General features: G+C 74.3%; 12 protein-coding genes. 4 read left to right on the top strand and 8 right to left on the bottom strand.

The window, feature by feature from the left end:
• Position 1: 1 nt before the first annotated feature.
• The 4 genes from panD to ACIGAQ_RS25865 form a co-directional block, all read right to left on the bottom strand.
• On the bottom strand, positions 2–433 hold the full coding sequence (gene panD / locus ACIGAQ_RS25880) for an aspartate 1-decarboxylase (RefSeq protein ID WP_399786616.1): 432 nt from the start codon (positions 431–433) through the stop codon (positions 2–4).
• A gap of 67 nt (positions 434–500) precedes the next feature.
• The gene (locus ACIGAQ_RS25875; protein ID WP_399786613.1) at positions 501–1,313 is read right to left on the bottom strand and encodes an alpha/beta fold hydrolase; all 813 of its coding nucleotides are present in this window, start codon (positions 1,311–1,313) and stop codon (positions 501–503) included.
• 22 nt (positions 1,314–1,335) lie between these two features.
• On the bottom strand, positions 1,336–2,625 hold the full coding sequence (gene entS, locus ACIGAQ_RS25870) for an enterobactin transporter EntS (protein ID WP_399786610.1): 1,290 nt from the start codon (positions 2,623–2,625) through the stop codon (positions 1,336–1,338).
• Positions 2,626–2,633: 8 nt separating this feature from the next.
• Positions 2,634–3,977 (bottom strand): salicylate synthase, encoded by a 1,344-nt coding sequence (locus ACIGAQ_RS25865; protein ID WP_399786607.1) that lies wholly within the window; start codon positions 3,975–3,977, stop codon positions 2,634–2,636.
• A gap of 133 nt (positions 3,978–4,110) precedes the next feature.
• Here ACIGAQ_RS25865 and ACIGAQ_RS25860 point away from each other — a divergent pair, with 133 nt between their 5' ends.
• The 4 genes from ACIGAQ_RS25860 to ACIGAQ_RS25845 all read left to right on the top strand — a co-directional run bounded on the left by ACIGAQ_RS25860 (position 4,111) and on the right by ACIGAQ_RS25845 (position 8,722).
• Positions 4,111–5,745: a (2,3-dihydroxybenzoyl)adenylate synthase gene (locus tag ACIGAQ_RS25860; protein WP_399786604.1), complete on the top strand. Its 1,635-nt coding sequence runs from the start codon at positions 4,111–4,113 to the stop codon at positions 5,743–5,745.
• On the top strand, positions 5,735–6,793 hold the full coding sequence (locus tag ACIGAQ_RS25855; protein ID WP_399786601.1) for a FecCD family ABC transporter permease: 1,059 nt from the start codon (positions 5,735–5,737) through the stop codon (positions 6,791–6,793). Before ACIGAQ_RS25860 ends, ACIGAQ_RS25855 begins: the two co-directional genes overlap by 11 nt.
• The gene (locus ACIGAQ_RS25850) at positions 6,790–7,863 is read left to right on the top strand and encodes a FecCD family ABC transporter permease (protein ID WP_399786598.1); all 1,074 of its coding nucleotides are present in this window, start codon (positions 6,790–6,792) and stop codon (positions 7,861–7,863) included. The genes ACIGAQ_RS25855 and ACIGAQ_RS25850 overlap by 4 nt, the downstream gene beginning before the upstream one ends.
• A gap of 157 nt (positions 7,864–8,020) precedes the next feature.
• Complete coding sequence (locus ACIGAQ_RS25845; RefSeq protein WP_311679243.1) at positions 8,021–8,722, top strand: phosphatase PAP2 family protein; 702 nt, start codon at positions 8,021–8,023, stop codon at positions 8,720–8,722.
• A gap of 88 nt (positions 8,723–8,810) precedes the next feature.
• Here ACIGAQ_RS25845 and ACIGAQ_RS25840 read toward each other — a convergent pair whose 3' ends face one another.
• The 4 genes from ACIGAQ_RS25840 to ACIGAQ_RS25825 form a co-directional block, all read right to left on the bottom strand.
• The gene (locus tag ACIGAQ_RS25840; RefSeq protein ID WP_399786594.1) at positions 8,811–9,263 is read right to left on the bottom strand and encodes a phospholipase; all 453 of its coding nucleotides are present in this window, start codon (positions 9,261–9,263) and stop codon (positions 8,811–8,813) included.
• A 198-nt stretch (positions 9,264–9,461) separates the two neighbouring features.
• Positions 9,462–10,220 (bottom strand): cupin, encoded by a 759-nt coding sequence (locus ACIGAQ_RS25835; protein ID WP_399786592.1) that lies wholly within the window; start codon positions 10,218–10,220, stop codon positions 9,462–9,464.
• On the bottom strand, positions 10,217–11,143 hold the full coding sequence (locus ACIGAQ_RS25830; protein ID WP_399786589.1) for a PmoA family protein: 927 nt from the start codon (positions 11,141–11,143) through the stop codon (positions 10,217–10,219). Before ACIGAQ_RS25830 ends, ACIGAQ_RS25835 begins: the two co-directional genes overlap by 4 nt.
• Positions 11,140–12,264 carry a Gfo/Idh/MocA family protein gene (locus ACIGAQ_RS25825; RefSeq protein WP_399786586.1) on the bottom strand — a complete coding sequence of 375 codons (1,125 nt, stop codon included), beginning with the start codon at positions 12,262–12,264 and terminating at the stop codon, positions 11,140–11,142. Before ACIGAQ_RS25825 ends, ACIGAQ_RS25830 begins: the two co-directional genes overlap by 4 nt.
• Positions 12,265–12,351: the final 87 nt, after the last annotated feature.

Raw genomic sequence — 12,351 nt, 5'->3', positions numbered from 1 at the left:
CTCAGTTCCCCTCCTGCTGGGTGAAGGCTCCGGAGTACTGGTCCGGCGCCCCGGGCACCGGCTCGGCCGGGTCCGCGCCGAGCGCGACGATCCGGTTGGCCTTGTCGACGTGGACGACCCGGGGCCGGTGGACGGCCCGTTCGGCCTCGTCGAGCGCGGCGAACGACATGATGATCACGAGGTGGCCGGGGTGGACGAGGTGGGCGGCGGCCCCGTTGACGCCGATGACGCCGGTGCCGCGTGCTCCGGTGATGGCGTAGGTGGTGAGCCGGGCGCCGTTGTCGATGTCGACCACGTGGACCTGCTCGCCCTCGGTGATGTCGGCGGCGTCCATGAGGTCCTGATCGATCGTCAGGGACCCTACGTAGTGCAGATCGGCCTGGGTGACGGTGGCTCGGTGGATCTTGCCGTTGAGCAAGGTGCGCTGCACCATGACCCCCTGAGGAGTAGCACTTAGGTGAGGCTAACCTAAATCAACTTCGCCGTGTCCGGAAGAACGGCTACGCGGAACAGTTGCGGAAGAACTCCAGCAGCACGCGGTTCACTTCGTCCGGGCGCTCCAGGTAGCCGTAGTGGCCGCAGCCCTCGATCTCCTGGTAGAGGGCGCCCGGGACGGCCTCGGCGACCTCGCGTCCCAGGTGCGGCGGCAGTACGACGTCGTCCGCGAAGCCGATCACGAGGCAGGGCACGTCGATCGCCCGGTAGGCCCGCAACCGCCCCTCCGGGAGCTCCAGGTCGAGCTGGGCGCGCACGCCCGGCCCGGCGGGCTCGGGTGACAGCTCGAAGAGCTCCAGCCAGTCGCGCACCCGCCGCTCGTCGTCGAGAGTGGCGGGCGAGAGGTTGGTCAGGGCCCGCACCCACGCCGCGTAGGCCGGCGGCAGCGTGACCGCGCCGTCGTACAGGGCGCGTTCGGCCGCGGTCATGGCGGAGCGCAGGTGGTCGGTGCGGCCCCGGGTGGCCATCAGCACGCCCTGCCGCACGAGCCGGGGGTGACGCAGCATCACCTCCTGGACGACGTGGGCCCCCATGGAGACCCCGACCAGCCGGCAGGGCGCGAGGCCGAGGTGCTCGACGAGTCCGGCGGTGTCGCCGACGAGGTCGTCGACGGTGAACCCACCGGGGCACTCCTCGCTCGGCGGGACACCCCGGTTGTCGAAGGTGACCACGCGGTACCCCGCCTCGACCAGCGCCGGCACCTGGTGGAGATGCCAGGCGCGGCCGCGGGCACCCCGGCCCATGACCAGGACCACGGGCTCGCCCCGGCCGGTGTCCTCGTAGTGGATCCGCACTCCGTTGACGATCGCGCTGGGCATGGCTCTCCTCGCGGGCGCACGGTCAGTCGGCGGCCGGTGACGGCTCGACGGGCGCCGGCCGCCCCTCGCCGGCGGGCGGTCCCTGCAAGGTCGCCTTGCGCAGCCCCGGCAGGGCGAGGGCGACCGCCGCCACACCGGCCAGGCAGACCAGTCCGCCGACAGCGGCGGCTCCGGCCGCGGAGCCGAGGCCCCGTGCGACCAGACCGGCCTCCACGTTGCCGACGGAGGGGCCTGCGGTGGCCTGGGCCAGCCACAGGCTGCCGACGCGGCCCTGGAGGCGGTCGGGCGTGTAGTGCTGCAGCAGGGCCCGGCGCAGGATCTCGGAGACGGTGTCACCGAGGCCCGCCAGCGCCAGGAAGGCCAGCGCGGTCCACAGGCCCGGGCTCAGGCCGAAGCAGGTGATCGCCACGCCCCACAGGGCGACCGCGCCGATCAGGGCCCGCCCGGTGTGGTGGATACGGCCCGTCCAGCCGCTGGTCAGCGCCCCGAAGAAGGAGCCGACGGCGGGGGCGGCGTAGAGCAGGCCGACGGTGGACGGGCCGCCGCCGAAGTGCTCGGTGCCGAGCTCCGGGAACAGCGCGTAGGGCATCGCGAAGACCACCGCGCACACGTCGATGAGCAGCAGCCCGGCCACGACCTGGTTGCCCCGCAGGAACCGCAGCCCCTCCCCCATGGCCTGGAGCGGGTGCTGCGACTCCCCGCCCCCTTCGGGCGCGAGGCTTGGCAGCGGGGCCAGCAGGGCGAGACCGACGACGTAGATGAGCGCGTCGATCGCGAAGCACAGCGCGATGCCCGGCCCGGCGGCGATGACCCCCGCGAGGGAGGGGCCGGCCATGGCGCCGAGCTGGGCGGTCAGAGTCATCAGGGCCCCGGCGGCGGCCAGTTGGCCGGGCGCCACCAGGGCGGGCGTCGCGGCCATCAGGGCCGGTCCGCCCAGCCCGGCGGCGCCGCCCGCCAGGACGGCGGCCACGAAGACGAACCACAGCCGCGGGTCGGGCAGGGCCGCGTTCACCGCCAGGCCGGCGATCACCACGGCGGTCGCGGCCCGGGTGACGAGCACGATCCGGCGCCGGTCCACCCGGTCGGCGAGCACCCCGCCCGCGACCAGCCCGACCAGCAGCGACAGCCCCAACGACAGGCTCATCAGGCCCACTTGGACCGAGGAACCGGTCAGCGCGTAGACCTGGAGGCCGGCCGCGACCGAGGTGAGGTGGGTGCCCAGCATGGAGATCGCCTGAGTGGCGAACAGCAGCCGGAAGTCCCTACTGGTCCGCAGGGGTGTGACGTCGACGACGACTTCTCCCAGTCGCACCTTCGCACCTAACTCCTCAGGGACGGCGCGGTGAGCGGCGCCGGTTGCGCGGGGACGACGTAGGGGGCGACGCTGCGGAGCTTCTCGCAGGTCTCCTCCAGCTCCCGGGCGGGCGTCGACCCGGCGAGGATACCGGCGCCGGCCCGCAGCCAGGTGCGGCCGTCCTCCTCGAAGAGGCTGCGCAGGACGAGGGCGGCGTCGAGCGAGCCGTCGCTGCCGGCCATGAGGGCCGCGCCGCTGTAGACGCCGCGCGGCTCCTTCTCCAGCCGGGCGATGCAGTCGTAGGCCGGCTCCTTGGGGATGCCGGAGGCTGTCACGGCCGGGAAGACGGCGCCCAGCACGTCCCAGGCCGTGGTGTTCTCGGCGAGCTGTCCGTGGACCGTGGAGCCGAGGTGCTGGACGGAGCCGCGCCGGCGCACGCTCAGCAGGTCGCGCACCGACACCGTGCCCGGGCGGCACACGGTGGCCATCTCCTCCTCCGCCAGCTTCACGGAGAGCACGTGCTCGGAGATCTCCTTGGGGTCGGCGAGGAGTTCGGCGCGCAGCCGTTCGTCCTCCTGCTCGCCGAGGCCCCGGGCGCGCGTTCCGGCGAGCGGCTGGGTGAGGGCCTGTCCGTCCGCGCCGACCTCGGCGACGGTCTCGGGGCTGAAGCCGACGACCCGGCGTCCGCCGAGGTGCATCAGGTAGGAACGGGCCGGCGTGTTGTGGGAGCGGCCGTGCACGTAGGTGGCGACGAAGTCGACCGGGAACGGCACCGGGACGGTGCGCGAGAGGATGACCTTCTGCAGCGTGCCGGCCCGGATCTCCTCGATCGCCCGGGCCACGAGTTCGGGGTAGGTGCCGTCGGTGTCGGCGACGTCGATCGGCCGGGCCTCGACGGGGGCGCGGGTGGCGGGCTCGGCCAGCAGCCGGAGTAACGCCTCGAGGGTCTCCGCGTCGGTGCTGCGCACCTCCGCGCCGCCCTGACGGAGCCTCACCTCACTGTGCGGGACGACCAGATGGAGCAGGCGCCGGTCTCCGGCACGGTCGGGGCGGCCGGTGTGCAGCTGCGAGAACTCGTAGGCCATCCAGCCGTAGGCGTGCCAGCCCTCGACGGCCATCTCCGCGAGTTTTTCCTGGACTTGGCGCAGAGGGTGCGGCCCGACCGGGTCCGCGTGCTCCTCGGTGAGCCAGCGGCGGCGGACGGCGGAGCGGTCGGCCACGACCTCACCGAGCGCGCCTCCGGCGAACCACCACTCGCCGTCCCTCTCGTAGACCACGTACTGGTCGAACAGTCCCGACTCGGCCAGCCTGGCGGCCAGCAGGACGGGGTCTCCCGGCAGTTCCGTCCGCGCGCTCCGGTACCGCAGCAACGACTACCTCCCGAGCTAGCTTAGGTTAACCTAACCTAAGGAAGACCCTAGCCTCCGCATCGAAGTCTCGTCCAGGCTTGACCCCGATCTTCCATTAGGCAAGCCTTTCCTAAACTGCAGGCGGGAGTTGAGGATGCTCGACGGTTGGGTGCCCTGGCCGGAAGAGGCCGCGCAGAGGTATCGGGCCGAGGGGTTCTGGGCGGGCCGGCCGCTGGACCGGCTGCTGCGGGACCGGGCCGAACGGGACCCGGAGCGGGTCGCGCTGGTGGACGGCGCGGGGGCCCGGTGGACCTATGCCGAGCTCGACGCCCGCGCCGACCGGCAGGCCGCGGGACTGCGCCGGCTCGGCATCGCGGCCGGGGACCGGGTGGTGGTCCAACTCCCCAACACCGACGCCTTCGTGGTGCTGTTCTTCGCCCTGCTGCGGGCCGGCGCCGTGCCGGTGCTCACCCTTCCCGCGCACCGGGAGAGCGAGATCGTCCACGTGGCCGAGACCTCCGGTGCCCGGGCCTACGCCATCCCCGACACCCACGACCACTTCGACCACCGGACCCTCGCCCGGGCCCTCCGCAAGGCCGTGCCGTCCGTGGAACACGTCCTGGTGGCCGGTGACGCCGCCGAGTTCACCGCCCTGGACGGGGTCGACGCCGACCCCGTCCCGCTGCCGGTGCCCGACCCCGCGGACGTGGCGGTGCTGCTGCTGTCCGGCGGCACCACCGGCAAGCCCAAGCTCATCCCCCGCACCCACGACGACTACGCCTACAACGTCCGTGCCAGCGCCGAGATCTGCGGCTTCGACAGCTCCACCGTCTATCTCGTGGTGCTGCCCACCGCGCACAACTTCGCCCTCGCCTGCCCGGGCCTGCTCGGCACGCTGCTCGTGGGCGGCACCGTCGTGCTCTCCCCGACACCGAGCCCGGAGGACGCCTTCGCGCTGATCGAGCGCGAACGGGTCACCGTCACCGCCGTGGTCCCGCCGATCGCCCTGCTGTGGCTGGACGCCGTGGAGTGGGAGGAGGCCGACCTGTCGTCGCTGCGGCTGCTCCAGGTCGGCGGCTCCAAACTGGGCGCCGAGCCCGCGGCCCGGGTCTCCCCCGCCCTCGGCTGCGCCCTCCAGCAGGTGTTCGGCATGGCCGAGGGCCTGCTCAACTACACACGTCTGGACGACCCGCCGGAGCTGGTCGCCCGGACCCAGGGACGCCCGATGTCCCCGGCCGACGAGATCCGGGTCGTCGACGAGGACGGGCAGGACGTGCCGCCCGGCGCGACCGGCGAGCTGCTCACCCGCGGCCCCTACACCCTGCGCGGCTACTACCGCGCGCCCGCGCACAACGCCCGCTCCTTCACCGGCGACGGCTACTACCGCACCGGCGACCTGGTGCGCGTCCTGCCCTCAGGGCACCTGGTCGTCGAGGGCCGGGCCAAGGACCAGATCAACCGGGGCGGCGACAAGATCTCCGCCGAGGAGCTGGAGAACCACCTCCTCGCCCACCCCGCCGTGCACGACGCGGCCGTCGTCGGCATGCCCGACGCGACCATGGGCGAGCGCACCTGCGCCTACCTCGTGCCGCGCGGCCGGGCGGTCCCGCCCACCCAGCGGGAACTGGCGGCCTTCCTCACCGAGCGGGGCGTCGCCGCGTACAAGCTGCCCGACCGGGTGGAGGTGACCGACGTCTTCCCCCGCACCTCCGTCGGCAAGATCGACAAGAAGGAACTGGGGCGCAGGATCGCCGCTCTGCTGCGCGCGGAGGGCAGCGGTGCCGGCTGACACCACCGCTCCGGTCCGACCGGAGAAGCCGTCCGCCGCGCCGCCCCGCCGCCGGACCTCCACCCGCGCCCTGGCCGTCCTCGGCGCCCTGCTGCTGCTCCTCGCGGCCGTCCTGCTCAGCCTGGCCGTCGGGTCGCGGTCGCTGCCGGTGTCCGTCGTCGTGGACGCGCTGCGGCACGACGACGGCTCGACCGCCGCGTCCGTCGTCTGGGACGTGCGGGTGCCCCGCACCCTCGCGGGCATCGCGGCGGGCGCCGCCCTCGGTGTCGCGGGCGCGCTGATCCAGGCGCTCACCCGCAACCCGCTGGCCGACCCCGGGCTGCTCGGCGTCAACGCCGGTGCCGCCACCGGCGTCGTGCTGTCCCTCACCGTGCTGGGTGTGACGAGCCTGTGGGCCTCGGTGTGGTTCGCGATGGCGGGCGCGGTCGTGGCGGGCCTGCTGGTGTACTCGCTGGCCTCCGGCGGACGCGGCGGCGCCACGCCCGAACGGCTCGCGCTCGGCGGCGCGGTGATCGCCGCGGTCTTCACCGGCGTCGGCCAGACGCTGATGCTGCTCGACGCCCAGGCCCTGGACCAGCTGCGGTTCTGGAGCGTGGGCTCGCTCGCCCGGGCCGACAGCGGCACGCTGACGACCATCACACCGTTCGTCGTGGTGGGCCTGGTGCTGGCCCTCGCCCTGGTCCGGCCCCTCAACGCGATGGCCCTCGGCGACGACGCCGCGCGCTCGCTCGGCGCCCATCTGCACCGCACCCGCTTCCTCGGCCTGCTCGCCGTGACCCTGCTGTGCGGGGCGGCGACCTCGGCGGTCGGCCCGCTGGTGTTCGTCGGGCTCGCCGTCCCGCACATGGCCCGCATGATCGTCGGCGCCGACCAGCGCTGGACCCTGCCGCTGTCCCTGCTGCTGGCCCCCGCCCTGCTGCTGTTCGCAGACGTCCTCGGCCGCGTCGCCGTACGCCCGGACGAACTCGACGCCGGGGTGGTCACGGCGGTCGTCGGGGCACCGGTGTTCATCGCGCTGGTGCGGCACCGCAGGGTGGTGGCGTCATGAGCACGGGCACGCCCGCCCCCACGCGGCTCGCGGCCCGCACCCATGTCGTCCGCAGCGGCCGCCACCGGCTGTCCTTGCGGCTGGACGTCCGCGCCCTGACGGTCTGTCTGCTGGTGCTCGCCGTCACGGCCGGGGTGGGCGTGCTCGCCCTGGGCACCGGGGAGTACCCGATCTCCCCCGCCGACGTCGTGCGCACCCTGCTGGGCAACGGCAGCCCCCGCACCGACTTCGTGGTCAACGAACTGCGGCTGCCGCGGCTGCTGACGGGCATCCTGGCCGGGGCCGCCCTCGGGGTGAGCGGCGCGCTGTTCCAGAGCCTGTCCCGCAACCCGCTGGGCAGTCCCGACATCGTCGGCTTCACCTACGGTTCGGCCACCGGGGGCCTGCTGGTCGTTCTCGTCGCGGGCGGCACCGGCGGCCAGGTGGCGCTCGGGGCGGTGGGCGGCGGCCTCGCCACCGCCGTCCTGGTCTACGTCCTCGCCTGGCGGCAGGGCATTCACGGTTTCCGGCTGGTCCTCGTCGGCATCGGCGTCAGCGCCCTGCTCCAGGGCGTGAACGCCTATCTGCTCGCCAAGGCCCGCTTCACCGAGGCGGCGCAGGCCATGGTGTGGCTCAACGGCAGCCTGAACGGCCGGGGCTGGGCCGACGTGCGGCCGGCCGCGCTGGGCCTGCTCGTGGTGCTGCCGCTGATCGTGTGCGTCGCGGGCCGGCTGAAGATCCTGGAGATGGGCGACGACGTCGCGGGCGGGCTCGGGGTGCCGGTGCAGCGCACGCGGCTGGTGATGCTGGTCCTGGCCACGGCGGCCTGCGCGGTGGCCACCGCCGCGGCCGGGCCGATCCCGTTCGTCGCCCTGATCGCCCCCCAGCTGGGCCGGCGCCTGACCCGGCAGCCCGGGCCGAACCTCCTCGCCGCCACCTGCACCGGCGCGCTCCTCGTGGTCACCGCGGACTTCGGTTCGCAGCATCTGCACGAGTCGGCCCAGCTGCCCGTCGGGGTGGTCACCGCGGTCGCCGGCGGCCTGTACCTGGCCCTGCTGCTGCGCCGTCAGCGACGCGCCGGGCGGATCTGACAGCCGCCGGAGCCTGCGGGGAGGGCGGCGTGCCCGGTCCACCGGATGACCCGCCGCTGCCCGGGCACCCGGGAGGTACCGGCGCGCGGGGGTGCCGAGCGTGCGCCCGGCGCGAGCCGGTACCGTGCTGGGAAGGCCACTGCGGGGAGAACGACACATGAGCGATCCGACGACCACAGACGAGAACGCCCTCCGTCCGCTTGCCGGGGACGGCAGGCCCTCGGGCGGCCCGATCCGGCTCCTGGGCGCCGTCATGGGCGATCTCAGGGCTGTGGACGGCGCCCTGTACGCGGCGGTGGCCGCCACCCCGACCCCCACCCTCGACCGGACGCTGCGCCATCTGTCCCACGCGGCGGACCACTCGAAGATCTCGTTCGCCATCGCCGCCGCGCTGGCCCTCGCCGGGAAGCGGCCGCGCCGGGCCGCGCTCGCCGGGGTCGGGGCGATCGCCGTGGCGTCGGCCTCGGCGAACCTGCTCGGCAAGCGCCTGGTGCGCCGGGCCCGCCCGGACCGCGAGGCCGCCCGGGTGACGGTGGACCGGCACGTCCCGATGCCGACCTCGGCCTCCTTCCCGTCGGGGCACACCGCGTCGGCCGTGGCGTTCGCCACCGCGGTCGGCGTGGTCCTGCCTCCGGCCGCGGTCCCGCTCGGGGCGCTGGCCGGCGCCGTCGGCTACTCCCGCATCCACACGGGTGTGCACTATCCGGGTGACGTGGCCGCGGGCGCCGTCCTCGGCATCGCCAGCGCCGCCGCGGCCCTGGCGGCGGCAGCGACCACGCCCTCGGCCCGTACCCAGGCGCTCCTCGCCGCGGCCCGCTCGTGGCCGCGCGTCCGCGTCGCCGGCCTGGTGCGCGACTGAGCGGCACGGCACGCCGGCCACCGGGACCACGGGGAGGCCGGGCGCGCGGCCACCGCCCGGCGCCCGGCCTCCCGGTGCGTCCCGGCGGTCAGCCGAAGGCGCGCACGGCCTGGTAGTACGTCCACGCCGTGCCGTTGCAGGAGGTCTTGGTGGCTCCGCTGTAGGCGTTGCACACCCGCTTCAGGTCCTCGTAGAAGGCGCTGTCCCTACGGGACTTGTTGGCGTCGAAGGTGCCCGCGGCCTTGTAGTTGCGGTAGCCGAAGTCGTGCCGGGCACAGGACAGGGAGAACGGGAAGCCGAAGGGGTTGTCCGGTGAGGAGGAGCAGTAGTCGGTCGACCAGTCGAAGGCGTACGCGGACCAGGCGGCCTGGTTCGCCCGGGCGGCGGCCCAGGCGTTGTGGCTGGACGCGCTGGTCTGCGTCCAACTGGCGAGCACCTGGGGCTTGTCGGCGGGAGCGGCGCTCGCGGTCGTGGCGGTGGCGGCGACGGTGACGAGGGCCAGGGCCGAGGCGGCGAGACCCGTGGCGGTCTTTCGGTGCATCCCACACCTCCATGAGGCTGCGGCCCGTCCATCGTGCCGCAGGTTCATGACAAGAGGATGTCCGTCCCTCCGGGGTGTTCACACCCTCCGTGCCCCAACAGCCCCTTAACTCTCGGCTGTTCAAGGAGAACGGCAACGGACCCTCAGGCACGCTGAGCCTCCCTCAGCCGCCTCGGGTCCCTCGGATGCCGGCCCCGGCTACTCGGCCCGGTGGGGCAGCGTGGTGCCGGGCAGCGCGTACGCGTCGCGGCGGCCGCACATGCCGAAGCCGCCGCGCCGGGCCGGCGCGGCCTCGTGAGCGGTGGCACCGGCGAGGTAGGCGGGTTCACCGTCGGCCAGCGCGTCGAGCCGCGCGCCGGTGCGTTCGGCGGTGGCCAGGGCGCCCGTCCGCCACAGGGCGCGCCAGGTGGGCACCTTGTCCCGCACGAGCCGCGCGGCGGCCCGCTGGAACTCGCGGTACGGGCCGTCGTCCCCGGCGACCAGGGCCTCACGCAGGCCGAGGTAGCCCTCGACGGCCAGGTCCCGGCGGCGCCGGGCGGCCGCCTCGGCCTCCGGCCCCGTGCCCGGCGGCAGGCTCGCGGCGGCCGCGTACGCGTCGGGGTCGGCGAGCACCTCGGGCGGGAAGGTGAAGACCGCGTCCCCGGCCTCGGGCAGGTCGCTGTTCTCCATCAGCACGGTGACGCGCAGATCGCCGCCCTGCACCATGCGGTGCACGGTGCCCGGCGTGAACCAGGCCAGGGAGCCGGCCTCCAGGGGGATGTCCCGGTAGCCGTCGGGGCTCAGCGTCTGCACCGCGCCCCGGCCGCCTGTGACGACGTACGCCTCCGTGCACACCAGGTGCAGGTGCGGACTGCCGCCGCAGACCCCGTCGGCGGCCTCCCAGTCGTAGGCGCCGATGTGGGACAGGCCGATCGCGCCGGGGAGCGGGTGGGCGGGGCCCGGCTTCGGCGCGCTCACCACGGCAGGTCGTCCAGGTGGGTGCCGACCCGGTCGCGGTCCCAGGCGCCGTCGGCGATCACCAGCCGGTAGCGGTAGGCGAAGGACTCGCCCGGCGGGAGCGCGAACTCCTCGAAGAACGCCCAGGAGAAGGCAACGGTCGGGAAGGGCTCCGCGCGGACGAACCAGTGCGAGTCGTGGATCGCAGACGCGCCGTCCAGGTTCTCGGGCGCGTGCGCGAAGACGAGGGTCGAGTGGCCGTCGACGTCGTCGTGCTCGGTGGTGAAGGCGAGCCACGGGCCCTGGCTGCCCATCAGCTTGTCCGCGCCGGCGTCGGTGTCCGGCGCGAAGACCGTACCGCCGGTGAAGTCGCGCGGGCCGCGCCACTGGAGTCCGGTGTACCCGGCCATCTCCCGGCCCGCGGTGGTGGGCGAGCCGAACACCAGGGGTGCGGAGCGGGTGTTGGTGAGGCGGATCGACCAGTCCAGGGCCCAGGCGCCGGCCTCCTCGTCGACCGAGTGGACGGTCAGACCACGCACTTCGCGGGCCCACTCCTCACCGCCGTTCTCGATCCAGGTGAGGTTCTCGGTGAGCGCGAGCCGGTCCTCCCCGGCCGTGAACTCCGGGAAGCCGTCGTGCCGCATGGAGCCGACCCGCTCGGGCAGCCGCAGATAACCCTCCCCGTGCACGTACGAGTTGCCGCCCCAGAAGTTCTGGCCGGACAGATGGCTCGCGGTCATCTGCAGGCCCTTGTGCCAGCGGTGGTCGCGGGGGCGGTAGCCGGTGACCGTGCGGCCGGACAGGGTGCGCAGGGGGTGGGCGTACGGCTTGCCGGCCTCGAACGGATCGGGGTCGGGCCGGTAGACGTAGCGGAGGATCTCCGTGCCGTTCGCCGCCGTGACGGCGACGGCCTCGCCGTGCGTGTGGGTGACGCGGATGGTCATGCGCGCTCCTTGGGGGCCCAGTCGGGGTGCTCGCCGTGCATGGCCTCGTAGAAGGGGTCGCCGGGGCCGATCTCCCCCGCGCGCACCGACCGGCCGGTGAACGCCGCCTTGTACAGGGCGGCGGCGAACTCCAGGGTGGCGCGGGCGTCCGGGCCGCTGCCCGGGGGCCGGGTGCCGGTGTCGTAGGCGTCGAGGAGTGCGCCGAGCTGGGCCGTGTGGGAGCTGGGCACGTCCTCGGCGGGGGTGCGCCAGGCGGTGGCGCGTTCGCAGGCCACGTGCGGGGCGGGGGTGTAGACCCAGCTGTCGTTGGCGTGGCCGTACAGGTGCGTGAGCTCGACCGTGGCGTCCGCGCAGTCGACGCGGATGCGGCTCACCTCGTGCGGGGACAGCACGCTGTTGACGACCGTGGCGAGGGCGCCACTGCGGAACCGCACCAGGGCGGTGGAGACGTCCTCGCTCTCGGTGTCGTGGACCAGGCGCGCGGCCATGGCCCGGATCTCCTCCCACTCGCCGAGCAGGTGCAGCATCAGGTCGTACTGGTGGATGCCGTGGCCCATGGTCGGGCCGCCGCCCTCACTGGCCCACTTCCCGCGCCAGGGCACCGCGTAGTAGGCGGCGTCGCGGTGCCAGGTCGTCTGGCAGTGCGCGACCAGCGGGGCGCCGAGCTCACCGCTGGTGATCAGCTGCCGGGCGTGCACCGCGCCGGAGCCGTAGCGGTGCTGGAAGACGACCGCCGCGTACGCGCCGGAGGCCTCCTCGGCGGCGGCGATGGCGTCGTACTCGGCGAGCGACAGGGTGAGCGGCTTCTCGCACAGCACCCAGGCGCCGGCCTTGAGCGCGGCCACCGTCTGGTCCCGGTGCAGGGAGGGCGGGGTGCCGATCAGGACGAGGTCGGGGCGTTCGGCGTCCAGCATGGCGTCCACCGAGGTGTAGCCGGCGACCCGTTCGCCGGCCGACGCGCGGAAGGCGTCCAGGCGTTCCCGGTCCACGTCGACGGCGGCCACCAGCTCCACCCGGTCGGAGTGGGCGCGCAGCGCGGGCAGATGACTGTCTCCGACGATGGCCCCGGTGCCGACGACGGCCACACGGCGGCGGGCGGGGGGCCCTGGGGACACGGACATGCGGCGCTCCTCGGACGGCCGGCGGACACACGCTTGGAAAGCGCTTGCACTCGGAAGGGACCCTAGGCGCGCGAGAATGTCTGGACA

This window comes from Streptomyces sp. NPDC085932, assembly GCF_044540525.1.
Classification (GTDB): Bacteria; Actinomycetota; Actinomycetes; order Streptomycetales; family Streptomycetaceae; genus Streptomyces; species Streptomyces levis.
The sequence above is the reverse complement of the archived record's forward strand: the minus strand, read 5'-3'. Positions and strand labels throughout refer to the sequence as shown.

What these genes read in the sequence shown, in the direction of transcription:
- panD (WP_399786616.1), bottom strand. Translation starts at nt 433, where the DNA reads ATGGTGCAGCGCACCTTGCTCAACGGCAAGATCCACCGAGCCACCGTC.
- ACIGAQ_RS25860 (WP_399786604.1), top strand. Translation starts at nt 4,111, where the DNA reads ATGCTCGACGGTTGGGTGCCCTGGCCGGAAGAGGCCGCGCAGAGGTAT.
- ACIGAQ_RS25850 (WP_399786598.1), top strand. Translation starts at nt 6,790, where the DNA reads ATGAGCACGGGCACGCCCGCCCCCACGCGGCTCGCGGCCCGCACCCAT.
- ACIGAQ_RS25845 (WP_311679243.1), top strand. Translation starts at nt 8,021, where the DNA reads ATGAGCGATCCGACGACCACAGACGAGAACGCCCTCCGTCCGCTTGCC.
- ACIGAQ_RS25875 (WP_399786613.1), bottom strand. Translation starts at nt 1,313, where the DNA reads ATGCCCAGCGCGATCGTCAACGGAGTGCGGATCCACTACGAGGACACC.
- ACIGAQ_RS25825 (WP_399786586.1), bottom strand. Translation starts at nt 12,264, where the DNA reads ATGTCCGTGTCCCCAGGGCCCCCCGCCCGCCGCCGTGTGGCCGTCGTC.
- ACIGAQ_RS25840 (WP_399786594.1), bottom strand. Translation starts at nt 9,263, where the DNA reads ATGCACCGAAAGACCGCCACGGGTCTCGCCGCCTCGGCCCTGGCCCTC.
- ACIGAQ_RS25830 (WP_399786589.1), bottom strand. Translation starts at nt 11,143, where the DNA reads ATGACCATCCGCGTCACCCACACGCACGGCGAGGCCGTCGCCGTCACG.